Genomic DNA, 24,177 nt, shown 5'->3' with positions numbered 1-24,177 from the left:
ACAGAAAAGCTACGTTGCATTCACTGATCGGGCAACAGGGTCGTTGCGCGACATGCACATAACTGCAGCTGGCAGAGCGGAAATTGTTGCAATGGTTCAATATCTAACGCAACACTCGCGACTTCTGTTGTTGCAATGAATTGGATGTGAACGCTATAGTCCCGACAACACGCGCCATGCACGACGAAGGAGACCGCGATGCCGGGAGGCAGGCTCACCCAGCAGGAACGCCAGCAGATCGCGCTGGGACTGGCCGACGGCCTCGCCTACGCCGAGATCGCCCGAAGCCTGGACCGCCCGACCTCCACCATCACGCGCGAGGTGATGCGCAACGGCGGCCCCACCTCCTACCGCGCCGACCTCGCCCACCGGGCCACCGAACACCGCGCCCACCGCCGCAAGCAGGCCACCCCCCGGGATGCGAGGACACCCCAGCCGCAAGGCCGCCACGAACAGGCCGTACGCGAGTACGAAGAGGTGCTCACCACCGTCTTCATGGCCTCGGGCGCGCCCACGATGATGGCCCGCGTGATGGCCTGCCTCACCCTGACCGACTCCGGCAGCCTCACCGCCGCCGAACTCGTCCAGCGCCTCCAGGTCAGCCCGGCGTCCATCTCCAAGGCCATCGCGTTCCTGGAGAGCCAGGGCCTGGTCCGCAGGGAGCGCGACGAACGCCGCCGCGAGCGCTACGTCGTCGACGACGACGTCTGGTACCAGTCCATGATGGCCAGCGCCCGCTCCACCGCCCAGATCGTGGAGACCGCACGCCAGGGCGTCGGCGTCCTGGGCCACGGCACCCCGGCCGGCAACCGCCTGGAGAACATCGCCCGCTTCCTCGACTACGTCTCCGAGAGCCTCGCCCGCGCCGCGGAACAGGCCCGCGAGGTCCTCTACACCAAGCCCGAGACGACACCGGACGAAACCGGCTGAGCCGCGATCCGGCCGCGGGACCCGCCGGCTCCGCCGGTCCGACGCGCGTCCGGCGGGGAGGCTTCCGCCGGAACGCCGGTGGAGCCCTGGCCCAGGACGTACCGGAATCCCTTGTCCCGTATGGAGATTGAGGTGAGGATCCCGGCTGTGACCGATGCCGATGCCGCCAGAGCCGGGTTCCCGAGGTCCGGCGGCTCCGCCCCGCCCACCGGCCCCGGGCCCCGCGCCGCCACCCTCGTCCCGGAGGCGGGTCCCCCGCACCGGACGGGCACCCGCCCGGCGCCGCGCACGGCCACCACGCCGGCTGCGGAGCCGGAGCCCCGCCTGCAACAGCCGTACACTCCCTCCCCGTCCAACGCCCTTGCAGACAAGGGCAGGTGCACGCCTCCGGATGCCTCCGGCGCCGCGTCCGAGGGACCCGGCGCGTCCGGGCGGAGCCCGGCACGGCCGGCCCGGCCCGCGCACCGCGACACGAACGTGCTGCGCTGGCTGACCGCCTACTTCGCGTCCATCGTGGGCGACAGCGTCTACTTCCTCGCGCTGGGCTGGGCGGCCGCGCAGTTCGCCGGACCCGCCCAGGTCGGCCTGGTGCTGGCGGTGGGTGCCGTCCCCAGGGCGCTGCTGATGCTCCTCGGCGGTGTGGTGGCCGACCGGTTCGATCCGCGCAAGGTCGTCATCGGTTCCGACGCCCTGCGGGCCGCGGTGATCCTCGCGCTCGCCGCCGTGCTGTGGCTCGGCACACCCAGGATCTGGCTGCTGGTGGTGGTGGCGCTGGTCTTCGGGGTGGTGGACGCCCTGTTCATGCCGGCGGTGGGCGCGCTGCCCCCGCGGCTCACCGCCCCCGACGAGGTCGTCCGCCTCGTCGGCATGCGGCAGTTGGCGATCCGGATCGGCAAGGCGGTGGGCCCGCCCCTGGCCGGGTTCGCCCTCGCCCACCACGGCGAGGCCGCCTTCGCGACGGCCGGGGTGCTGTTCGCGTTCTCCCTCCTCCTCCTGGCCGGCGTGCGCATCGCGCCCCTGCCGGTAGACCCGGGCGCGGCCGAACCCGGCACCCCCTGGCAGGACCTGGCCGACGGACTGCGCTACATCCGCCGCCACCGCCTGGTGGGACCGCTCGTGCTCGCCACCGCGCTGAGCGAGATCGGGTTCATGGCGCCGCTGCAGGTGGGAGTGTTCCTCCTGGCGGGGGAGCGGGGCTTCGGGGCTTCCTCGATCGGCTGGATCCTCGGCGCGTTCGCGGTCGGGGCCGGGCTGGGAGCCGTGGGCCTGTCCCTGATGGGACGGATCCGGCGCGCCGGAACGGTCCAGGTCGGCACGCTCGTCGTCGCCTCCGCGGCGATCGGCGCCATCGGTCTGCTGCCGACGGTGGCCGGCGCGGCGACGGTCGCCGGCTTCGCCGGACTGGTGGGCGGCGTGTGCGGAGGCCTGTCCATCGCCCTGATCCAGCACAACACGGCCGCCGCCTACCAGGGCCGCGTCGCCGGCGTCCTGGCCCTGTCCCACGTCGGCCTCGCCCCGCTCGTCTTCCCCCTGTTCGGACTGGCGGCCGGCGCGGTCGGAGTGACCCCGATGTTCCTCATCGGCGCGGGCATCAGCGCGAGCGCCGCCGTCGTCGGCCTCCTCTCCGGCGACGTACGCCGGGCACAACTGACCGTGCGGCAGACCCCGAAGCCACGGCCCCGCACACCGGCGCCCGCCCCGCCGCCCGCCACGGACCCCGCAGCCGGCCCGCCCCGCCGGTCCCGCTAGACGCGCGCGAGGGCCTGCTCGAACAGCACGGGGTCGTGGGCGTTGACGATGAGCAGATCGGGCTCCCCGCGCTCGTACAGCTCCGCGAGCCGCGCATGGTTGTCGCGCACCTGCTTGATGTCGTACGCGATGAAGGACTCCATGCCGCTGAGCGTGCGCGGGACGGGGGAGCGCCGGTCCAGGACGCCCAGATGGTAGAAGGCGTCCCCGGCGTGCAGCAGCCACCCGCTGTCCGACTCGACGGCGACGGCGGCGTGCCCCCGGCTGTGCCCGGGCAGGGCGATCAGCACGATCCCGGGCGCGATCGCGTCGAGTTCACGCGCCGCCGCGAAACCGCGCCACCGCTCACCGTCGGGACGGTGCTCGACGAGCTTCACGCCGTGCTCCCACTGCGGCCGCCGGTAGCGGATCCGCTCCCGCCAGGTGGGGGAGTGGACGGAGCCGCTCGCCTCGTCGGCGGTGAGGTGGACCTGCGCGTCGGGGAAGTCGGCCAGCCCCCCGATGTGGTCGGAGTCGAAATGCGTCAGCACGATGTGGCGGACGTCCTCGCGGCGGAACCCGAGCCTCTCGACCTGCCGTACGGCCGTCTCCTCGACGTCGAACACGGGCCGCACGAAACGCCGGGACGGCCCCACCCGGCGCCCGGGATCGGCGATGTCGTCGAGCCCGTACCCGGAGTCGACGAGGACCAGACCGCCGGCGGTCTCGAGGAGCAGCACATGACACACCAGGCGCGCGCCGGGCGGATGCATGGTGCCGCAGTTCAGGTGATGAACTTTCACAAACGCAGTCCTTGTCGTGTGGGGAGGCGGGCAGACCCGGCCCTTCCTCCCGTCGGAGCGTCCCGGCGCGGCGGCCCGGAGCCGAGCGGGCCATGATCGGAAGGCTAACCGCCTCCCGTACAGCCATAGTTGAGCGATGGACGAGGGAACCTGGACCGCGCGCGTGCGCCCTTCGGGCGGCAGGACACCGCCGGCCTGATCAACACCTCGCCTACCCGCCCGGCGTGGACGCACGCCGGGTACCGCGTCGGACGCCCGGATCCGGACGTCCTTCGTGCGGCGCTGCCGCCGCCACCGGCGCGGACCACCGGCGCCGCCGAACGGGCGCGCCCGAGGCCTCCGAACGGGCGTGCCCCAGACCGCCGAACAGGCCTACCCGGGGCTCCCGTTGGGGGCGAGCGGGACTCGACCAGGCTTCGAGCGCGCTCCGGCAGGCTGTCCCGGTGCCCCAGGTGTGCGCCTCAGGCGTGTGCCGGGCGCGGCCGGGGGAGGGATGGCGCACCGCGGGGTGCGGGGGTGTGCGGGGGCCCGTGTTCCGCCGTGCCGCGAGGCCCGCTCGAGAGCCGCCGGAGGCACGCTCGAGGGCCGTCCCGGGAGTGGCGGAGAATCACCGCCGACGTAAGTAAACCGCCACTGCGGTTTGTTAACCTGCGCGGGTCTTGGTGCCATCCGATCCCGACGGGAGCCCCCCACCATGGCGACGTTGCTCTACAGACTGGGCCGATTCGCGTTCCGCAGGCGAGGCCTGACGGTACTGCTGTGGCTGCTGGTTCTCTTCGGAGCGGGATTCGCGGCCTCCTCGGCACCCGCGCCTCCCGCCGACACCTTCTCCATGCCGGGCACCGAGTCGCAGAAGGCCTTCGACCTGCTGGAGGAGAAGTTCCCGGCCGCCGGCGCCGAAGGCGCGAGCGCCCGGGTCGTGGTCCGCGCCCCGAAGGGGGAGCGGATCACCGGGACCGCCAACAAGAAGTCGGTCGCCGACCTCGTCGGCGACCTCGGCGACAACCCGGGCGTCACCCGGGTCACCGACCCGTTCACCACCGGCGCGGTCAGCAAGGACGGCACCACCGCCTACGCGGTCGCCACCTACAAGGCGAGCGGCACCGAACTCACCGACGCCCAGCACGACGCGCTGGACAAGAGCCTGCGTTCGGGCCGGAGCGCGGGCCTGACCGTGGAGGCCGGCGGTGACGCGGTGAAGGTCGACACCGCCATGAGCGGCGTCGGCGAGAAGATCGGCGTCCTGATCTCCGCCCTCGTCCTGCTGCTCACCTTCGGTTCCCTGATCGCCGCCGGCATGCCGCTGCTGACCGCCGTCATCGGTGTCGGCATCGGCATCAGCGCCATCACCGCCCTGGGCAGCACACTCGGCCTGTCCGCGACCACCTCCAACCTGGCGATGATGCTGGGCCTGGCGGTCGGCATCGACTACGCGCTGTTCGTCGTCTCCCGCTACCGCTCGGAGAAACTGGAGGGCCACGACCGCCAGGAGGCCGCCGGACGGGCGGTCGGCACCGCAGGCTCCGCCGTCGTCTTCGCCGGCCTCACCGTCATCGTCGCGCTCGCCGGCCTGAGCGTGGTGAACATCCCGGTCCTGACCAAGATGGGCCTGGCCGCCGCCGGCACCGTCGCCGTGGCCGTCCTCATCGCCACCACCCTGGTCCCCGCCCTGCTCGCCTTCGCCCCGATCCGCGTCCTGCGCCGCCGCGACCGCGCGGCGTTCCGCAGCAAGCCCCTCTCACCCCGAAAGCAGCGCAAGGCGGCCAAGCGGGCGGCCGAGCAGGCCCGGCGCCACCCCAACCTCGGTGCACGCTGGGCCGGTTACGTCCTGCGCCACCCGGTCGCCGTCCTGCTGGTCGGCGTCGTGGGCCTGGGCGCGCTGGCCGTGCCCGCCGCCGACCTGCGCCTGGGCCTGCCCGGCGAGGGCACGATGGCCACCGACACCACCCAGCGCAAGGCCTACGACATGCTCTCGGCGTCCTTCGGCGACGGCTTCAACGGCCCGCTCACCGTGACCGTCGAAGCCCCGAAGGCCGCCGCCGTGGCCGAGCGGGTCGCCCAGCGCTTCGCCGCACAGGACGGCGTCGCCTCCGTCGCCCCGCCCACCGTCAACCCGGCGGGCGACACCGCCCTCTTCAACGTCATCCCCGCCAGCGGCCCGGGCAAGGCCGCGACCGAGGACCTGGTCCGCTCCCTGCGCGGCAGCGCCGGCGCCCTGGAGAAGGACACCGGCTCCGAGATCCTGATCACCGGTCAGACGGCCCTGATCATCGACTTCTCCCACACCCTGGACAAGGCGCTGCTGCCCTACCTCGCCCTCGTCGTGGGCCTGGCCTTCCTGCTCCTGATGGTGGTCTTCCGCTCGCTCCTGGTCCCGTTCAAGGCGGCTCTGGGGTTCCTGCTGTCGGTCGGCGCGGCGCTCGGCGCGGTCGTCGCGGTCTTCCAGCAGGGCCACCTCGCCGGCCTGTTCGGCATCGACCAGCCCGGCCCCATCGTGAGCACCATGCCCATCCTCATGATCGGCGTGGTCTTCGGACTCGCCATGGACTACGAGGTGTTCCTCGTCAGCCGCATGCGCGAGGCCTACACCCACGGCGCCACCCCCGCCGAGGCCGTCGTCACCGGCTTCCGCTACGGCGGCCGCGTCGTCTCGGCCGCCGCCATCATCATGATCAGCGTCTTCTCCGGCTTCATCGCCGAGGACAACGACCTCGTCAAGATGATGGGCTTCGCGCTGGCCTCCGCGGTGCTCTTCGACGCCTTCGTCGTCCGCATGGCCATCGTCCCGGCCCTGTTCGCCCTGTTGGGCACCAAGGCCTGGTGGCTGCCGAAGTGGCTCGACCGACTGCTGCCCAACCTGGACGTCGAGGGCGCGCAACTCGGTCACGGCCCCGCCGGCCCGCTCCCGTCGTCCCGTAGCCCCAGGCGCGAACGCGAACTCATCCGCTGAGCCACGGCCCTTGGGTCCCGGACCGGCAGGAGCACGCGACCGGACAACGCCACGACGCCACCGGCCACCGGCCGGTGGCGTCGTGGCCGCTGCCGGCACCACCGGCCGCCGCCGCGCTGCCGGCGCCAGGCCGTCCATGGATAGCGTTCACCCCCAATCATTGCAACAAACTCCGTACCGGGACGTTGCGTTATGCGCGAGACCATTGCAACAACTTTCGCGCATCTACCAGGAGTTAACGTCAACTTGCGCAACAACAGTGTTGTCAGAACCGTGAATGCAACGTAGCGTTTCCCTCATCGGAAAGCGCGGGCGCCGTAGGGGCGCGCGGTGCACGAGAAGGAGAGCACGATGCAGAAGTTCGACACGCCCGCCCCCATCTCGGCCGTCATCGACATTCCGGCGGGCCGGATCCAGGTCATCGCCGCGGACCGGGGAGACGCCACGGTGGAGGTCCTGCCGGCGAATGCGGCCAAGAGCCGGGACGTGAAGGCGGCTGAGCAGGTCACGGTCGTCTACGGCGACGGTGTCCTGCGCATCGAGGCCGCACCGGCCAAGAACCGCATCCTCGGCACCGGTTCGGGGTCCGTCGAGATCACGATCCAGCTCCCCGTCGGCTCCCGCGTCGAGGCCAAGACCGCCGCCGCCGACTTCCGCGGCGTGGGCCGCCTCGGCGACGTCACCTTCGAAGGCGCCCAGGGCACCCTCAAACTCGACGAGACCGCCGGCGCCCACCTGACCCTCATGGCAGGCGACATCACCGTGGGCCGCCTCGGCGGACCCGCCGACATCAGCACCCAAAAAGGCGACCTCACCGTCACCGAGGCCACCGGCGGCACCGTCACCCTGCGCACCCAAGCCGGCGACATCACCATCGGCGCCACCCCCGGCGTCTCCGCCACCCTCGACGCCGGCACCACCCACGGCCGCATCAGCAACGCCCTGAAGAACACCGGCCACGCCCCCGCCCTCACCATCCGGGCCACCACCGCCCAGGGCGACATCACCGCCACCAGCAACTGACCCCCGACGCCCCCACGACACCCTCACCACCCGCAGCCTCAAAGGAGTCCCCCTCATGACCAACCTGGCCATCGCGGCGCACGGGTTGCGCAAGTCCTACGGTGACAAGGTCGTACTCGACGGTGTCGACCTGACGGTTCCGGAGGGGACCGTGTTCTCCCTGCTGGGTCCGAACGGTGCCGGCAAGACGACGGCGGTGAAGATCCTCTCGACGCTCATCACGCCCGACGCGGGTTCCGGGCAGATCCAGGTGGGCGGTCACGACCTGGCCTCTGACGCGCAGGCAGCGCGTGCCGTCATCGGTGTGACGGGGCAGTTCTCGGCGGTGGACGGGCTGATCACGGGGGAGGAGAACATGCTCCTGATGGCCGACCTGCACCATCTGCCGAAGGCGCAGGGCCGGCGGGTGGCGGCCGAACTCCTGGAGCGTTTCGACCTGGTGGAGGCGGCGGGGAAGCCGGCGTCGACCTACTCGGGCGGTATGAAGCGGCGTCTGGACATCGCGATGACGCTGGTGGGCAGCCCGCGGATCATCTTCCTCGACGAGCCGACCACCGGTCTGGACCCGCGCTCGCGGCACAACATGTGGCAGATCATCCGGGAGCTCGTCACCGGCGGGACCACGGTCTTCCTCACCACGCAGTACCTGGAGGAGGCCGACGAACTCGCCGACCGCATCGCCGTCCTGAACGACGGGAGGATCGCCGCCGAGGGCACGGCCGAGGAACTCAAGCGCCTCATCCCCGGCGGACACATCCGCCTGCGCTTCACCGACCCCACCGCCTACCAGAGAGCCGCCCTCACCCTCACCGACAGCGCCCGCGACGACGAAGCCCTCGCCCTCCAACTCCCCAGCGACGGCAGCCAGCGCGAACTGCGCACCATCCTCGACCGCCTCGACACCGCCGGCATCGAAGCCGACGAACTCACCGTCCACACACCCGACCTGGACGACGTCTTCTTCGCCCTCACCGGCAACACCACCCTCCCCACCCAGCCCGCCCAGCCCAAGGAGACCGTCCGATGAGCTCCCTCTCCCTCGCCGTGCGCGACTCCTCCACCATGCTGCGCCGCAACCTCCTCCACGCCCGCCGCTACCCCTCCCTCACCCTCAACCTGCTGCTCACCCCCGTGATGCTGCTCCTGCTGTTCGTCTACATCTTCGGCAACACCATGAGCGGCGGCGCCGGCCGCTCCGCCTACATCGCCTACATCGTCCCCGGCATCCTGCTCATGACGATCGGCTCCACCGTCGTCGGCACCGCCGTCTCGGTCGCCACCGACATGAACGAGGGCATCATCGCCCGCTTCCGCACCATGGCCATCCACCGCGGCTCCGTCCTGTTCGGCCACGTCGTCGGAAGCGTCCTGCAGGCCATCCTCAGCGTCATCCTCGTCGGCGCCGTAGGCGTGGCCATGGGCTTCCGCTCCACCGATGCAGGCGTGCTGGAATGGCTCGCCGCCCTCGGCCTCCTCGCCTTCTTCGCCCTCGCCTTCACCTGGATCGCCGTCGGCATGGGCCTCGGCAGCCCCAACGCCGAAGCGGCCAGCAACAACGCCATGCCGCTGATCCTCCTGCCGCTGATCTCCAGCGCCTTCGTCCCCCTGGACTCGATGCCCGGCTGGTTCCAGCCGATCGCCCACTACCAGCCCTTCACCCCGGCCATCGAAACCCTGCGCGGCCTCCTGCTGGGCACGGAGATCGGCAACAACTGGTGGATCGCCCTGCTCTGGTGCGCGGCCCTGAGCGTGCTCGGCTGGCGCTGGTCGCAGTCCCAGTACAACGCGGATCCCAAGTAGCCAGGCAGACACCGCGAACCCGTTCCACCCCAGGGCGGCGCACCCCGACACCCGTCGGAGTGCGCCGCCCTGCCCATGCGAGGGCCGCCCGCCACGGGCCCGGCAGGGCGATCCGGATCCCGGCGTAGCATTCACAGCCGCTCCATTGCAATGACACCGCAGAGCGACGTTGCGTTACGGCTGGAATCATTGCAACGAAAATGCGGCAACCACCTGCTATGACTCAGGTCATGGGCAATAAATGCGTTGCCAAAACAATGAATGCAACGTAGCGTTTGTGTCATCAGAAACAATGAACCGTCGGGCCCCACAGGCCGGCGAACACACGCTCCGCAGACCAACGGCGAAGGGGGCCGGACCATGAAGACAACGCACAACCGGCAGCAGGCCGCACCCGGCGCCATCACCGCCTTCGCCCGCTTCACCCTCCTCGGCGGCACCGTAGGACTCGCCTCCAGCCTCACCGTGGCCGCCCTCGCCAGCCAGATCCCCTGGGGCCTGGCCAACGCCCTCGTCACCGCCCTGTCCACCCTCCTGGCCACCGACCTGCACGCCCGCTTCTCCTTCGGAGCCGGCACCCGCGCGACAGGACGCCAGCACCTGCAGTCCGCCGGCTCCGCGGCCGCCGCCTTCGCCCTCACCTGCACGGCCACGTTCGTCCTGCACCAACTGGTTGCCGCCCCCGGCGCGATGCTCGAGCAGAGCGTCTACCTCACCGCCTCGGCACTCGCCGGCCTCGCCCGCTTCACGGTCCTGCGCCTGGTCGTCTTCGCCCGCGGGCACGCGCGGGCCGCGACCCCCGGCCCCGTCGGCGGCCATCGAACCCGTCCGGGTCCGGCCGATACCCTCACGGCCGTACCGGCCGGCCCGGCCCGGCTCTGCCAGGCCGCCTGACCTCACGGGCCCCGGGTGCGGATCCGGATCGCCGGCCGGACTCCGGCGATCCCGGGGGAACGTGTATGCGGCGGGTGCCGGCTTTGGCCGCGGTGTCGGCTGGAGCCTTGTCCGGTGGGCGAGGGGATCGTGTCACGGGCCCAAGTGGTCCCCGTCCGCGAGCTGGAGGGGCGTAGCGCGGTCGGCTCTGCTCGAGCAGCGTCACGAGGCGTCGTCACTTCGACGAGCCTCGAAAGCATGGCGGCCGACGGCCCCGCATGCGGAGAGTGTTCTGGGCGGCGGGACCGACCGACCCGCTGCGACGTTCTCTGGAGGTGGCGGACCATGTTCATGCGAAACGGGGCGAAGCGTGCTGCGATCGCGGTCTTTGCTGTGGGGCTCTGTGTGCTCGCGACCGGTACAGGAGCGGCCACCGCGGCAAGCACAGCCGCCCCGGACGAGTTCACCCGCCAGGCGAAGAGCCTGGGTCTGACCACCGCTGAGGCACACGGACTGCAGCAGCGCGTGGACGTCTATCTCGCGCAGACGGGCGGCACCCAGGTGGCCGTGAACAAGATCCGCCTCGGCGACAGCGGGGAGATCCTGCTGAGCCTGCCGGGCCAGGAGACCGCCCGGACAGTGAACGCGCCCAACAAGCCCGCATCCGAGCTCTGCCCGGGCAACACCATGTGCGCGTGGAAGGGCACCTGGTACACGGGCGACAGGATCAACATGTGGGCCTGCTACAACTTCCGCATTCCGTGGCTGGAGAACGGTTCCTGGATCAACAACCAGTCCACCGGCACGGTCGCGAACTTCCTCGACGACTACGGCGTCTCGAAATGGCACGACAAGGGCGCCTTCGACCAGGACCCGGACGCTCCCTGGTACTGGGTGCACTGGGTCAAGAACTGCTGACAGGAACCAGACGCAACGCAATCCCTCCACGAAAGGCAGCAGCCACCATGAAAACCCGGACACGTCTCGTCGCAACCCTGTGCGCCGCCGCTTCCGCGGCCACGATCGGTCTGGCCACCCCGGCGGTCGCTCAAACGCATCAGGCCAACACGACCTGCAGCACCTACCGCAGCTCCGACGGCAAATCCGTCGGAGTCAGCTGCAACACCGGCCGCTACTACGTCGTCGGCACAGCCTGCAGCGCGGGGGGCTGCACCACGATCGGCGGAAACATCGTCAACGCCCCGAACACCTCTTGGGCATGGGCCGGCAGCGGATACTTCGGCGGCGACATCAGCGCCGTCTTCGTGTAAGCACCGCGGAACTCTGCATCAGCTGTCCGACAGCTCCTGTGACTGCCCCATGCCCTGGTTACTGTTATGGGCATGGGGCCCTGCCGAGGTCTCGGGCCCTCTCCAGGAACGAAAGCCAGATGGACCTCTTGCGCAGGCAAACACGCGAGCTGGCGCCGGCACACCCAGTCCTCCGACTCCACGGCCGCCGCCTTCGCCCGCACCTGGACGGCCATCAGACATCGCGACCACGGCACCAGCCGCCCGGGCGATGCTCTGCCGCGCCGCTTGACCGTCCCAGCCGGGCGCCGCGGCAGCGGCGGATACGGACTCCGTGTGGTCCTGTCGGCGGCGGGAATGACTGCAGGCCGGTCTGTGTTGTGGAGAGCGTGGTTGTGGAGGGAACAGTGTCCCCGGGCCTCACCTATAGCCCATGAGGAAGATCGTTCGGCTGAAGCCTCATGGAGCCTTTCGCCGCGTAGGCGACCGCCCTTCACTACCACGCTCTTCATCGCAGCTCCTGTCCGGGACTTTTCCTGGACAGGAGCTGTTCCTGTCCATCCCCGCTGCGGGATCTGCTTCCGGTACGACCCGTGTTCCGCAGGGCTGCGGCAGAGGAGCGGCCGCGGGGCCGCTCAACATCCAGCCCGGCCCCGCCAGAGCGTTGTCAGGGCCAGGCTGAGGCTTGAGGACTCTGGAGCGGGAGGCAGGGCCAGCACGGCCCGGGACGGAACACCATCAGACAGGAGTGCCCACGCGGCGGCAGGCGAGCTCAGCCACCGCCGCCGCGCCCACACCCGATCCGGCGCAAACGGACCCCTCACGCCCCGTCCAGGATCCTCAACCCAAGCGGCGTGACGGCGTGGACCACGTACTTCCCGCACCGGCGGCTACTGACCAGACCCCCGTCACGCAACGCACTCATCTGATACGTGAGACTCGACTGCGCGATCCCCACGACACGGGCAATGTCCGTCGACGTACATCCCCCACGACTGTCACGGCCGGCAAGAACCTGGAGGATCGCGGCACGCGTCCGGCCGAGCAGCCGCGAGGCACCCCTCCCGCCGTCCCGAGCCAGATGCCAGGCCGGCTTGGCCACCGGATACACCAGAGTGGGCGTCAGATCCGGATCCGCCAGCGCGGTCGGACGCCGCCAGCAGAAGAACGAGGGAACGAGAAGCAGCCCCCGGCCCCCCAGCAACACGTCACGGCTCACCGGATAGTCCACCTCGAGAACCGGATCCCGCCACCGCGCATACGGCGCCAGACTCTCCAGAAGCCCCTGCACACCACCCGCGAGCAGCGCCCCCGAGCGCAGATCGACATCGACCCCCACCTGCCCCCGCATACGCGGCAGATGAGGCCTCAGCACAACATCGAAGTACGTACGAAGCGCCCGCACGACTCTCTTCAGATCGACGGAGTCCGCCCGCGGACCCCCGCCCGGCCCCCGCAGCCCGGCCTGCGCCGTGTTCAGCCGCCCCACCTGCTCCGCCACCACCCGCGCCGGCGTCGCCCCGACCGCATCCAACCCCGCCCCCAGATCCCCGGAGGCGTCGGGGGTGAGAAGGTCGGGAATATAACCGCGGCTGGGCACCAGACCACGCAACGGCGACAACGCCACCCGCAGCCTCTCGTCGCGGCGAATCCTCTCCCGCGCCCCCTCCCGCCACCCACCGAACTCCGCGCGCCCGTCACCCGTCTGTAATCGGCAGATGCTGCACACGATCTCCCACAGGGGATCCGGCCCCCGTGACACCCGCACGTTCCTCAAGTCGTCGTCGGTGAAATGCAGACGGAGCATGACGCCTCCCCATATCGTCCCAACCGGCAGGGGAGGTGCTCGCCGTACGACAGAGGCCACCGCGCTCAACCACACGGCACAACAGACCCCTTGATCCATTCTGGTCGAGCACCGGACATCGGAGCGGCCGAGAACCGAAGGGAACACTCAGCGATTCGATAACCTGCCCTCTATGGTCGCCGGGGGCACGCGTCGCCGAGACGCCCGAGAACCGAGCCTGCACCAGTTACGGCTGTTCCTCGTGCTGGCGGAAGAACTCCACTTCGGACGGGCGGCCGCCCGCATGTTCATCTCCCAGCCCGCCCTCAGCCAGCAGATGCGCGCCCTGGAACAGCGCCTCGACCTCTCCCTGCTGGAACGCCGCACCGGCACCCTGACCCTCACCCCGGCAGGACACGCACTGGCCGAACAGGCCGCAGAAGTACTCGCCGCGATGGCGAAACTGCTCCAGGTCTGCGACGCACACGCCGGCACCGTCCGCGGCAGACTGCGCATCGGATCCCTCGGCGCGGAAGCGGCCATGCCCCACGCGAGAACCGTCCTCGACCGCCTGCGCAACCGCCACCCCCACCTCGAGGTCGAAGTCCTCAACCTGAACTTCGTCGAGCAGTTCGACGCCCTCGCCGACGGCACCGTCGACGCCGCCTTCCTGCGCGCCCCCCTGCCCGCCAGCTTCCAGAGCATCGAACTCGCCACGGAATCACGCGTGATCTGCCTCCCGGCGGACGACCCGCTGGCCCACGAGAGCGAACTCACCCTCGCCCAGATCGCGGACCGCGCCGTGGTGAACATGCCCCCCGAAGTGCCCCGCCAGTGGTGGGACCACCTCACCATCAACCCACGCCCGGACGGAACCAGCGTGCGCTACGGCCCCGTGGTCCGCGACACCGAAGCCATGGTGCTCGCGGTCCTGCAGAAACGAGCCATCACGTTCTTACCGGCGGCCGCCCGCCGCCTCTACCCGCGCCCCGGACTCACCTACGTGGATTCCCCCGAGCTCGGCAACTCCGTCTCCTGCCTGGCATGGCTTCCGGCCAACCGCGACGCACCCGCCGTACACGCCCTGCGCACCGCGGCCCACCCCGACGCCGCCGGAACGGGGGAGCGGCACGCCTAGCCGGCCGCGGAGACCGCCCCCGCCCACAACTCGGCGGACCACCACACACTCCGGGCCATCGCGAAGGCTGTCGTCGACGGTGCCCACGCGGCACCGCCCATTCGTCCTTCACCCGCCGGCCATAAACTCTCGCGAGACATGACCCCATAAAACCATTCAGGTATTCAGCCCGGAATGGCTTTATCTCCAAGCAAACTCCGCTAGAATAGGGGAGGTTCGTCGATCAGTCAGGAGTGAGCAGGGTGCCGGAAAGGAACATCGATTTCGGTCAATTCGGTGCTCGTGGCATCAAGGGCTTCGAAGCCGTCGCCCGGCAACTCGACAAGCTCGCCGGCTACATCGCCACCCCGATCACGGCACAGCGGGGCCTGCTGGCCCGCCTGCACTACCTGACCCGCACCGACCACGCCCGCGCGGCCGCCCGCGCAGCAGGCCTCACGGTCACCGACCGCACCCTCAAAGCCTGGCTCGACGGGAAGCGCCTCCCCTCCAGGAAGAATCTGGAACGCATCGAGACCGCCTACCGGACGGTGCGCCGGCAGAACGTCGCCCGCTATCTCCTAGGCCGCCTCAACCGCGAAGGCCGCGGCACCCGAGTCGAACTGCACCCGCTGAACCAGTCCCAGGTCGACCGCCCGCGCCAACGGATCGTGGAATACCGCAGCCTGAACATCCGTCACTGGGACGCCGTCGTCCGAGCCTGGGCCGACGGCGACGACCAGGCCCTGGACGAAGCCTGGATCGACCAGATCGTGGACCTCGGCTCCCAATGGGGACAGTACGAGTACGTGACCAACGTCGGCTTCGCGGCCTGAGAACTCTTGTGAACGAAATCGAAGAAGCCGTCAGTTGGAGCGGCCCGGCCGTCATCATTTTGTTCACACTCGGGGTATCTGAATCCTGGCTCCAAGAAGACGATTTCACGGTTGCGGCAATGAGGCCGGACCGCGTGAAACGGTATCCGCTCGGTCCGGACCCCGAAGGACAACGAGGAATTGTTCAGTCGTACGACCTCACGTTCGACAACATCGACCGCGACGTCGTCCCCTACTTGCGAGAGTGCCTGCAAAAAGCCTCAACGAAAGCCGAAGGCATCGCGTGGCTCGGCTTCGAAGGCTCATTCCACTACGACAACCTCTTCACCGACGAGGTCGCAGACAAGATCTACGGCTACTGCATCCCCGACGGCGCTCCCGCAGCCATCTGGGACGACGAGACCTTGAAGAGTGACCGATGGAAGCGTGAGATCGCCGAAGTGCGCTCTGTCCTGGAACGCGATTTCCCCATGCCCCACAGGGACTGACCGACCCAAGCCACGGTCCCCTCCCCGGAGGCAACCGTCACGGAGACCGTGACTCTGGCTCTGCGGACTCCCCACCCATACGACGCGCCCGGCGCCACCGGAGACGTACACGCCCCGGCCGCCCGGACAAACCGATGGCCGGAGGCGAGCACGACGCGACAGGATGCCCCGCATGACACTGCCCACCCCCGAACTGCACACCACCCGCCTACGACTGCGGCCGTTCACCGACGCCGACACGGCACCGCTCTACACGCTCCACAGCAACGCCCACGTGCTGCGCTACTGGGACTCCCCGCCATGGACCGAACCGGCCCGCGCCCAGCGCTTCATCGCAACATGCCGGACGATCGAGGAGGAAGGCACGGGAGCACGGGTGGCCGTCGACCGCCTCTCCGACGGCGCGTTCATCGGCTGGTGCGGCCTGACCAACTGGAACCCGGACTTCCGCAGCGCATCCCTCGGCTACGTCTTCGACACCGCCGCATGGGGCCACGGCTACGCCACCGAGACCGCACACGCCGTCCTGCGGTGGGCGTTCGACGCCCTGGACCTGAACCGCGTCCAGGCCGAGACCGACACCCGCAACCTGGCCTCCGCCCGGGTCCTGGACAAGCTCGGCTTCGTCCGCGAAGGCACCCTCCGCGAGGACTGCGTCGTCAACGGCGACGTCTCCGACTCCTGGATCTTCGGCCTCCTCCACCGCGAATGGCACCCGACAGCCGTCCACTAGAACCCGAAACCGGGCCGACACTCGCCCCCGACACACGAGGACGCCCCGCCCTCGACCCCGCCGGCAACGCCACCAAAACCCCCGCGAAGACCCCTGCGGTAGGGTCCCCGGCACACGGACGAGGGACTGGCCGCGGGGGAGCGCCACAGTGGTGGATTTCGACCGTCAGATCGAACCATTCCGACAGGAGCTGCTCGCTCACTGCTACCGCATCCTCGGCTCGGTCCACGACGCCGAGGACCTGGTGCAGGAGACCTATCTGCGAGCCTGGCGGGCCCGGGACGCCTACGACCCGTCCCGCGCCGCATTGCGGACCTGGCTCCACCGGATCGCCACCAACGCATGCCTGACAGCCCTGGAAACCCGGCGCCGCCGCCCGCTGCCCGCCGGAACAGTGACCGAACGCCTGCCCACGGACCCGCTGGTCCACGGAGGCGAAGCCACCTGGCTCCAGCCGATCCCCGACTCACTGCTGCACCTGGGAAGCCCCACCGGCACGGCCATCGACCCCAGCAGCGTACGGCTCGCCTTCGTCGCCGCCCTGCAACACCTCTCAGCACGCCAACGGGCCGCGCTGATCCTGCGCGACGTCCTCGCCTTCTCCGCCGTCGAAGCAGCGGACGTCCTCGACGCGTCGGTCGCCTCGGTCAACAGCGCCCTGCAACGCGCACGCGCTCGCCTGAACGAGGCGGGCGTCCTCGAGGAGCAGATTGCAGAACCCTCCCAGGCAGAGCAACGAGCCCTCGTCGACCGCTACATGAAAGCGTTCCAGGACGCCGACGTCGAAGGGCTCAAGAAACTGCTGAGCGACGACGTCATCATGGAGATGCCGCCGATGCTCAACTGGTTCACCGGACCCGAGAAGTACGGGCAGTTCATGGACTGGGTCTTCGCCGAGGCAGGCGCCAACTGGCACCTGACCCATGTCGCGGCGAACGGCCAGCCCGGCATGGCCGCCTACCGCCTCGGCGACAGCGGCGCCTTCGAACTCCACACACTCCAGGTGTTCACCGTCACCGCTTCCGGGATCAGCAGAAACACCGTCTTCCAGGACACCGAGATCTTCGCAGCCTTCCGTCTGGCCCCCCGCATCGAAGCCTGACCACACCAAACCGACTGCTTCTGCGAGGGCGCACCCCGCGCTCCTCAAAAAATGTTCGGAGTACGCGATGAGCCGGGACTCCGGCGCCGGTATGTACCTGCGGAGCCGCACCGGCTCCCGGTGCGCCGCAGCCCGCGGCAACCCGCACGCGTACGACCGAGCAAGGAGCAACCATGACCACGAACCGGACGCACACCGCGGACGAGACCGCCATCCTCAAGGTCCTCGAGAACGTCTACGCCGCGTGGGACACCTATGACGCGGACGCGTTCGTCGCCGACTACACCGAGGACGCGAGCGTGATCCTGCCGGGGTCCTACCGCTCCTCCCGCGAGGAGATCCGGCAGAGCATGCAGGCCGGCTTCACCAGCTACCTCAAGGACTCCACCACGAACAACAAGGTGCTCGACATCCGCTTCCTCAACAAGGATGCCGCCGCCGTCATCAGCGAGACGAGCATCCTCTTCTCCGGCGAGACACACGTGCCGGCCGACCGCAGCGCGATCGCCATGTGGATCCTGACCCGCCAGGAAACGGAATGGCAGGTGGCTGCCTACCAGAACTCGCCGAAGGCGGCGGCCACGAGCTGACACCGCCGGGGTCGCCCGCCCACGGTCCTGGAGTTGAGGGCCTGGGCGAGCACCGGCCCGTCCCGTCCCGGAACCCGGGACGGGCCACCCCACCGTGTCGCCGGCCTCAACCGACGATCCCCGTGCCGTCCAAGGCGCGGGTCGCCTGGGTTCAACGATCGCCGCCGGCCAGGTGGACCAAGCCCCGGTACTCGCGTCAGCTGAGGGTGCTCGCGAAGCTCATGTCTTGCTCAGGGATGGGGCGGAAGCTGGTCATCCGCCGAAGAGCACTGCCAAGATCTCGACAGCTGCCGGTGCCGAGATCATCGCGGGCAGTAATCTTCCCCTGACCAAGGAGATGTCATGCGCATGCCCCGAAGGGCTTTGCTGGTACCTGCTGTGACTGCTGTCGTTCTCGCCGGAGCGGGGCCGGTGTTCGCGGACGACCCGACAACAGACCCGGCCGACACCGTCGCGACGGCGCCGCCCGCCCAGCCGGAGGAGACGGACCTCACCGAGGGAGCTCCTGACGTTCCCGCCGCAGCTCCCTCCGACGCCGCCGACCAGGTGCCCTCCAGCCGCGGTTGCGAGCAGGGCTGGTACTACAAGGCCAGCAGCAAGTCGAAGGACTACCACAAGGGGGTTGGCGCCGAGCAGGCCAACCACAACGGCACGTCACGCACCGCCAAGTCCACGTTCACCTCGGACGTGACCGGCACGGTAGGCATCGCCTACACCGGCGAACTCAACGTCAAGGGCAGCGCGGCGGTCATCGAGATCTCCGGGAAGTTCGGGGTGACCGTCTCCGCCTCCCTCACCGCGAAGCTCGGCAATGCGATCACGGTGGACACCCCCGCCCGCAAGACAACGTACGGCCGGTACGGCGTCTACCGTTTGAAGAGCTACGGCTACAGCCAATACACCTATGTCAACTGCGGGAAGGGCGCCAAGCACAACGTCACCATCTACACGCCCCACCGCGTCGGCTGGGCCATCTGGGAGGACTGACGTGTCACGTCGAACCCGCGCAGCCCTGATCCTCGTGTGCGCCACGCTGCTCGTCCCCCTGACCGGCTGCTCGTCCGGGCATGACGACAACAAGGCGTCCCCGGCCACACGTTCGTCCGAGCCGTCCGCGAAAGCCACTCCCACCCCGAGTGCCACACAGCCCGCGGTCCAGCAGCCTCCCGAGCTGGACGCCGGCGAGAGGCTCGCCGGCCGTCAGAAGGCGACCACCGGGAACGCAACCCTTTCCTTCACCAAGGGCAAGAAGGGAGACGCACTGATCGTCGCGGTGCGCTGCCAGGGCGCCGGGAAGATCAAGGTCGCTGTCCAGTCCGTGCACATCTCCTTCCCGCTGGAGTGCCAGGCCGGCGAAGTCAGCACCACCTACAACCAGGTCGCGGTCAAAGGCGTGGAACGCAACGGCGTCGTGTCCGTCGAGGCATCTTCTGCCGTGCACTGGTCCATGACGATCGGCCGCGGCACCCCAGCCGAAGAGGAATCGCCCACCTCGACCGCCGAATCTCTCTAGACGGCTTGCGCGCGGTGGTGCATCCGCGGCACCACCGCACGCCCCCCGCGGACGCCCAGTGTCGTTTTTGCCGCGAGAGCCGACAACCAGGCGTCGCCGACCCAAGCTAGAGGTCTGGAGCGACGAACCCGATCTTGACGAGTGTCCCTACCAGTGGCTTAGTTCACGGGTTGCAAGGATCGACGAAGCCACCACCCGAAGACGCCAAAGACCGTGCGCAAAACCTGGGACGCTCTGACTGACGAAACCTGCCAGCTCTCGTACGATCCCGCTTCAGGGTCGGGCGACGAGGGGGGTGCGGCCAGTGCGCCGCTTTGTGATTGCCGGGATCAGCGCAGTCCTGGCGATGACGGTCGCTAGTTGTTCGACAGACAAGGACACACATCCGCCGGCACATCAGAGCGAGACGGCCGGCTCCGGGGCGTGGCAGCCGGTGGGCCACACCGACATCCCCGGGAACCTGTACGGCGTGACGGCTACCGGCGCACACGACGCATGGGCCGTGGGAGACGAGAGCGACGAGCCGGCCGTCATGCGATGGCGCGGCGGGACGTGGACGAGAGTCGAGATACCCGGACGCCTTGGCCTGAACAGCCTGCGCGTCGTCGCAGCCTCGGGGCCCGGTGACGTGTGGGTCTTCGGCGCCGCGGGGGTGGCGGCCGGCACCGAATCCCGGGCGGCACGGTGGAACGGCCGCCAGTGGACACTCGCCTGGCGCGAGCCCAACTCCTTGGTCGATGCGGCAACCATCGCGGGGCCCGGCGACGTGTGGGTGGCGGCGCGACGGCCGGGCGGTGACGGCACCTGTCGTTCGTTCCTCCGGCACCGTACGGCCGCGGGGTGGTCGGCCGTCGACCTGCCGTCGGTGGTGTGCGTGCATGCCATACATGCCCTGTCGCCTGGAGATGTCTGGGCCGTGGGCGAGAGCCGGGGCCGACCGGCGACTCTGCACTGGGACGGGCACAGGTGGCGCACGGTGCCGTTGCCGCCCGCGGTCGCGAGGCCAACCGGAGAGCTGCGCGGTCTCGCCGCACAGTCGCCGACACAGCTCTGGGCCGTCGGCCGCACGGGCCGAACGGGGAGCGTCGTCGGGCCCATCGCAGTGCGCTGGGACGGGCACAGGTGGGTGAGCGTGGTCGACTCCGGCATCGCCGGAAAGTTCGCCAATGCCGCCGCCGACGGGCACGGCGGGCTCTTCGTCTCCGCATTCTCCGCGAGCGGAGACGACCAGGTCTTCCACTACGACGGCCGGAAGTGGTCGAGCGAACACATCGCCTCCGACCACTCGATCACCGGGCTCGCTGTCATCCCCGGCACGTCCCAAGTCGTCGCCGTGGGCACCTGCTGCGAAGGCTACGACGAGGACACCAGCGGCAAGATCTGGATGCACCACTGACGATCCACGGCCAAAATCCGATCCCGGATCAGCAATCCGGAACCGCAGCCGTGTGGACCGGCGATCCACACGCCGGGCCCCCACGCACATGCCGATCACGGAGACCCAGTCACGCCCACCGCATCCCCAGCCCATCGAGTGCCGCGCGCCGTTGTTCGCTGAGCCTGCCCGCCCTACGACGGGTGTTGTCGAGGAATGCCCCGAGCTTGATCTGTTCGCCGTCGACGACCTCCACCACCTTCCTCGGCACCCGCAGGTGCCCCTCACGAGCACGGAACTGCCGGGCCGCGGCGAGGTTGGCCACCCACCTCTCGTCCTGCGTCCGCCGCACTGACTCCACCACCTCACCGTCAGCCGACCCCTCCACCCCGATCGACTCCAGCAAGAACCGCTGCGCCGGCATCAGTTGCTCCCAGCCGGCCCGCTGCGCGACGACCCACGCCCCCAGATCCTCCCCCTGCACGACCAGCTCCCCGCCCAAGCCCGGGAGCTCACCGCCGGCGCGTACATGGGCGAGAGCGAGCCGGTAGCTGCGCTGCCAACCGATCTCCCACGCCGGACACCACCCAGGATCGACCTCCGCCAGAGCCTCCCCACGGCTCTCAGAGAGTTCCCCGGCGTAGGAGAGGCCCGTTTCCCCAGCGGCACGGCGTTCGGCGTTCTCGGCTGCCTTCCGGGCCGCTGCGCGCTGATTCTTGGCCCACACCCCGAGCGGGAACGCGTCCCAGACCACCGATACGGCGGGCAGAAAGTGCCCGTGCACGGCCGCGTACGAGCGGGCGACGTCCAAGCCGGCATCCCACGCAGAGGCGTGCACCGACCACACCATGCCCAGCCGCTCCAACTCCGCGACCCGCGAAGCCTCCAGCGTCCCCGCCGCGTAGTAGCGCCGCTGATCCGCGATCCACGCCCCCAGCGGATGCGAACCGACCGAGGACCAGTCCTCCGGCGTGACGTACGTGAACGGCACCCGCAGCTCCCTGCTCTCCGTCTCGCGCAGCCACCGGGTTGCGGCCTCGATGCCACGCCGCCAGTACGCACCCTCCGGATCGATGACCCGCAACTGCACGAACTGGGTCAGCGCTGCCGGGTCACGTTCCTCGGTGAACCGCAGCACTCCCGCAGCCCGGGACGACACCCGCTCCGCCTCCACCTCGACGTCGTCCTCGCCCAACTCGCCTCCGTCCTCGCCCTGTTCGACCGCCCGACGGCTGTTGCGCAGGCGAGGGTCCGCTAGCGCCTCGATCGTGTCCGCGTCGTGCGCCCGCAGGGCTCCGAGGACTTTGCTGAGGGTGCAGTAGGCATCCGAAGTGAGCAATTCATTCGGATCTTCATCCGGCCCGAGGAACACCGGAACCACCAGAGAAGCCAGTTTTCCCCGTCCCGGGTGCAGCCGCAAGGCACGCCCCACCATCTGCACGATATCGACCATCGAGCCGCGCGCGTCCGAAAAGAGAACCGCGTCACACTCGGCCGTATCGACCCCCTCACCGAGAACACGAACAGACGATAGAACGCGAAACTCGGCCCGCATATCAAGGCCCTCAAATTCAGGACGACCAAGATAATCGGAGGCGAATTCGGCCAGCACCGTCTGACGATGCCCGGGGGCGTGCTCGCCGTACAGCCAGTCCGCCCACACCTGCTCCGCGGGCGGGTAGACATCCGGCTGCTCCTCGGCGAGCCGGGCCGCAGTGGCCGGCACCGACGCCGCCATCGCCTCCGCCTCACCCACCCGACTGTGAAAGCTCAGCACCCGACGGAAGTGTTCCTCCACTGCCGCGTGCATCAACCCCGTCTGCACTGCCGCTAGGCGAGCGCCACGCACCGCATCCGAACCCGTGTCCTCACTGGTCAGCGCCGCGTACAGATCAGGATCGCGGATGTCTAGGCACAGCACCTGGTACGGCGCGACGATCCCGCGACTGATCGCCTCCGACAAGGTGAGCTTGTAGGCGACCGGCCCGAACACCGGCGAGCCGTCCTCCATCGACGCCACCAACCGCGGCCGCTCACCCTCCGCCTCCCACACCCGCGCCGTCGCCGTCATGTAGAGCCGACGCTCCGCCGGCAGCTGCGCCTGGTCGTGCACGGCAGCCCACGGCTTCAAGCCGTCCCCGCTCGTGCGATGGGCCTCATCCACCACCATCAGACTCCACACCGGCAGACCAGCCGTATGCGCCCGCTGAAGAATGCCCCTACCGACCGAGGCATACGTCGCGAACACGGTGACTGTCTCCAACCCGGCCACCCACGAGACGAGCTCATCAGGGTCCGTCGTGCACGGCAGACCCTGGCTCTCTTCGGCCCGCAGCGAGCAGACACCGATCATGGCGCCCCACCGACCCGCACGACGCCAGGCGCCGGCCATCTGCGTCAGCAGGTCCAGGGTCGGCACCAACACCAACACACGGCGGGCGGAAAGCCGGTGCGCGGACTCCGCACCGATCAGAGTCTTACCAGATCCGGTCGCAGCGATTACCTGGGTACGCAGACCGTCAGGAGGAATGCGCCCTCCGGGAGGAACACCGAGAATACGAGCGACGTTATCGACAGCCTCAGCCTGATGGGGACGCAATTCCATCTGAGACACGACCCCTCACATTCTCGGAATAAAAGGTACGGTCTGGGATTAGCCCAGATTTCATCCAGGGAAACGAAATGACGAACTTCCCGAATCTCTCATGATGACGTTTTATACCTCTCGAAGGAAAAGGCTGGTACTCAGTCATCATCCCAGAAGCAAGCTGGCTTTGAAAGTGACGCACAGGAGCAGTGAAAGATGGACCCAGTCGGCATGAGGGGGAGAGATATGAAGGACGAGCTGGCCAGGACCGCACCCGATGCGGAACTACTGAACGTGGTGGAGCAGGCAATGCGATTCCGGGCAGTATGGGAGGAAGTCTGCTCAACTCGCTGGGGGCGACGTTTCGATGAGGTACTGGAAGCGCTCACCTCCGCAGCCGACCGTTGGGCCGTACAACTCGACAAGTCTTTTGCCCGGAGAGTAGCCATGGAGATTCAGCAGGTTCCTGGGAGTAGCTCCCCGCTAGCCAGCCGCCTTTTTGGCGGCCACGGAGTGGACGTCAAGTCGCTGTGCGGGACTGCGGAGCAGGCCGGCACAGCGACTGATCCGGCGTTAGCCGGATCGCCGGATCGCGGAGCGATTCCGGCAGGCAGGGCGGAGCCCTGCCTCATTCCGGCAGAGCCGGATTGCCGCGCGTAGCGCGGGAAGCGTCGCGTAGCGACGCCGCGTCGT

At 69.3% G+C, this 24,177-nt stretch carries 21 protein-coding genes; 18 read left to right on the top strand and 3 right to left on the bottom strand.

Annotated features, from left to right (window positions below; all coding sequences use genetic code 11):
- Positions 1–198 precede the first annotated feature (198 nt).
- Both OG406_RS00105 and OG406_RS00100 read left to right on the top strand, forming a co-directional pair.
- A complete protein-coding gene (locus OG406_RS00105) occupies positions 199–930 on the top strand; it encodes a helix-turn-helix domain-containing protein (RefSeq protein ID WP_164370976.1) in 732 nt (243 codons plus the stop codon).
- Between the two features lie 477 nt (positions 931–1,407).
- Positions 1,408–2,679: an MFS transporter gene (locus OG406_RS00100; RefSeq protein ID WP_387112539.1), complete on the top strand. Its 1,272-nt coding sequence runs from the start codon at positions 1,408–1,410 to the stop codon at positions 2,677–2,679.
- Here OG406_RS00100 and OG406_RS00095 read toward each other — a convergent pair.
- The gene (locus OG406_RS00095; RefSeq protein WP_329183030.1) at positions 2,676–3,461 is read right to left on the bottom strand and encodes an MBL fold metallo-hydrolase; all 786 of its coding nucleotides are present in this window, start codon (positions 3,459–3,461) and stop codon (positions 2,676–2,678) included. The genes OG406_RS00100 and OG406_RS00095 overlap by 4 nt on opposite strands.
- Before the next feature lie 694 nt (positions 3,462–4,155).
- On the opposite strand from OG406_RS00095, the gene OG406_RS00090 reads away from it, so the two are divergent.
- The 7 genes from OG406_RS00090 (at position 4,156) to OG406_RS00060 (ending at position 11,378) form a co-directional block, all read left to right on the top strand.
- Positions 4,156–6,411, top strand: a complete 2,256-nt coding sequence (locus OG406_RS00090; RefSeq protein ID WP_329183029.1) for an MMPL family transporter — start codon at positions 4,156–4,158, stop codon at positions 6,409–6,411.
- 351 nt (positions 6,412–6,762) lie between these two features.
- A complete protein-coding gene (locus tag OG406_RS00085) occupies positions 6,763–7,434 on the top strand; it encodes a DUF4097 family beta strand repeat-containing protein (RefSeq protein ID WP_329183027.1) in 672 nt (223 codons plus the stop codon).
- A 55-nt stretch (positions 7,435–7,489) separates the two neighbouring features.
- On the top strand, positions 7,490–8,461 hold the full coding sequence (locus tag OG406_RS00080) for an ATP-binding cassette domain-containing protein (RefSeq protein ID WP_329183026.1): 972 nt from the start codon (positions 7,490–7,492) through the stop codon (positions 8,459–8,461).
- Complete coding sequence (locus OG406_RS00075) at positions 8,458–9,234, top strand: ABC transporter permease (protein WP_164370981.1); 777 nt, start codon at positions 8,458–8,460, stop codon at positions 9,232–9,234. The genes OG406_RS00080 and OG406_RS00075 overlap by 4 nt, the downstream gene beginning before the upstream one ends.
- Positions 9,235–9,594: 360 nt before the next feature.
- Positions 9,595–10,128: a hypothetical protein gene (locus OG406_RS00070; protein ID WP_329183021.1), complete on the top strand. Its 534-nt coding sequence runs from the start codon at positions 9,595–9,597 to the stop codon at positions 10,126–10,128.
- A gap of 324 nt (positions 10,129–10,452) precedes the next feature.
- The gene (locus OG406_RS00065) at positions 10,453–11,025 is read left to right on the top strand and encodes a hypothetical protein (RefSeq protein WP_329183019.1); all 573 of its coding nucleotides are present in this window, start codon (positions 10,453–10,455) and stop codon (positions 11,023–11,025) included.
- 47 nt (positions 11,026–11,072) lie between these two features.
- A complete protein-coding gene (locus tag OG406_RS00060) occupies positions 11,073–11,378 on the top strand; it encodes a hypothetical protein (protein WP_329183017.1) in 306 nt (101 codons plus the stop codon).
- A gap of 799 nt (positions 11,379–12,177) precedes the next feature.
- Here OG406_RS00060 and OG406_RS00055 read toward each other — a convergent pair.
- Entirely contained in the window at positions 12,178–13,164 is a 987-nt protein-coding gene (locus tag OG406_RS00055; RefSeq protein WP_329183015.1) for an ArsR/SmtB family transcription factor, read from the bottom strand.
- A gap of 172 nt (positions 13,165–13,336) precedes the next feature.
- On the opposite strand from OG406_RS00055, the gene OG406_RS00050 reads away from it, so the two are divergent.
- From OG406_RS00050 to OG406_RS00010, 9 genes are all read left to right on the top strand, one after another.
- Positions 13,337–14,281 carry a LysR family transcriptional regulator gene (locus OG406_RS00050; RefSeq protein WP_329183013.1) on the top strand — a complete coding sequence of 315 codons (945 nt, stop codon included), beginning with the start codon at positions 13,337–13,339 and terminating at the stop codon, positions 14,279–14,281.
- A 242-nt stretch (positions 14,282–14,523) separates the two neighbouring features.
- Positions 14,524–15,096: a transcriptional regulator gene (locus OG406_RS00045; protein WP_326840951.1), complete on the top strand. Its 573-nt coding sequence runs from the start codon at positions 14,524–14,526 to the stop codon at positions 15,094–15,096.
- Between the two features lie 8 nt (positions 15,097–15,104).
- The gene (locus OG406_RS00040) at positions 15,105–15,584 is read left to right on the top strand and encodes a hypothetical protein (protein WP_329183010.1); all 480 of its coding nucleotides are present in this window, start codon (positions 15,105–15,107) and stop codon (positions 15,582–15,584) included.
- Positions 15,585–15,756: 172 nt separating this feature from the next.
- Positions 15,757–16,317, top strand: coding sequence for a GNAT family N-acetyltransferase (locus OG406_RS00035; RefSeq protein WP_329183007.1), 561 nt, complete (start codon positions 15,757–15,759; stop codon positions 16,315–16,317).
- 148 nt (positions 16,318–16,465) lie between these two features.
- The gene (locus tag OG406_RS00030) at positions 16,466–17,419 is read left to right on the top strand and encodes an RNA polymerase subunit sigma-70 (RefSeq protein ID WP_329183006.1); all 954 of its coding nucleotides are present in this window, start codon (positions 16,466–16,468) and stop codon (positions 17,417–17,419) included.
- Positions 17,420–17,592: 173 nt separating this feature from the next.
- Entirely contained in the window at positions 17,593–18,009 is a 417-nt protein-coding gene (locus tag OG406_RS00025) for an SgcJ/EcaC family oxidoreductase (RefSeq protein ID WP_329183005.1), read from the top strand.
- 378 nt (positions 18,010–18,387) lie between these two features.
- Positions 18,388–18,996 (top strand): hypothetical protein, encoded by a 609-nt coding sequence (locus OG406_RS00020; RefSeq protein WP_327407447.1) that lies wholly within the window; start codon positions 18,388–18,390, stop codon positions 18,994–18,996.
- Between the two features lies 1 nt (position 18,997).
- Positions 18,998–19,522, top strand: coding sequence for a hypothetical protein (locus OG406_RS00015; RefSeq protein ID WP_329183001.1), 525 nt, complete (start codon positions 18,998–19,000; stop codon positions 19,520–19,522).
- 1,132 nt (positions 19,523–20,654) lie between these two features.
- Positions 20,655–20,918 carry a hypothetical protein gene (locus tag OG406_RS00010; RefSeq protein WP_329182999.1) on the top strand — a complete coding sequence of 88 codons (264 nt, stop codon included), beginning with the start codon at positions 20,655–20,657 and terminating at the stop codon, positions 20,916–20,918.
- 109 nt (positions 20,919–21,027) lie between these two features.
- Here OG406_RS00010 and OG406_RS00005 read toward each other — a convergent pair whose 3' ends face one another.
- Positions 21,028–23,502 (bottom strand): DEAD/DEAH box helicase, encoded by a 2,475-nt coding sequence (locus tag OG406_RS00005; protein ID WP_329182997.1) that lies wholly within the window; start codon positions 23,500–23,502, stop codon positions 21,028–21,030.
- Between the last annotated feature and the right edge of the window lie 675 nt (positions 23,503–24,177).

Origin of the sequence: Streptomyces sp. NBC_01428 (assembly GCF_036231965.1) — a bacterium.
Lineage (GTDB): Bacteria > Actinomycetota > Actinomycetes > Streptomycetales > Streptomycetaceae > Streptomyces.
This window is presented reverse-complemented; position numbering and strand designations above follow the sequence as displayed.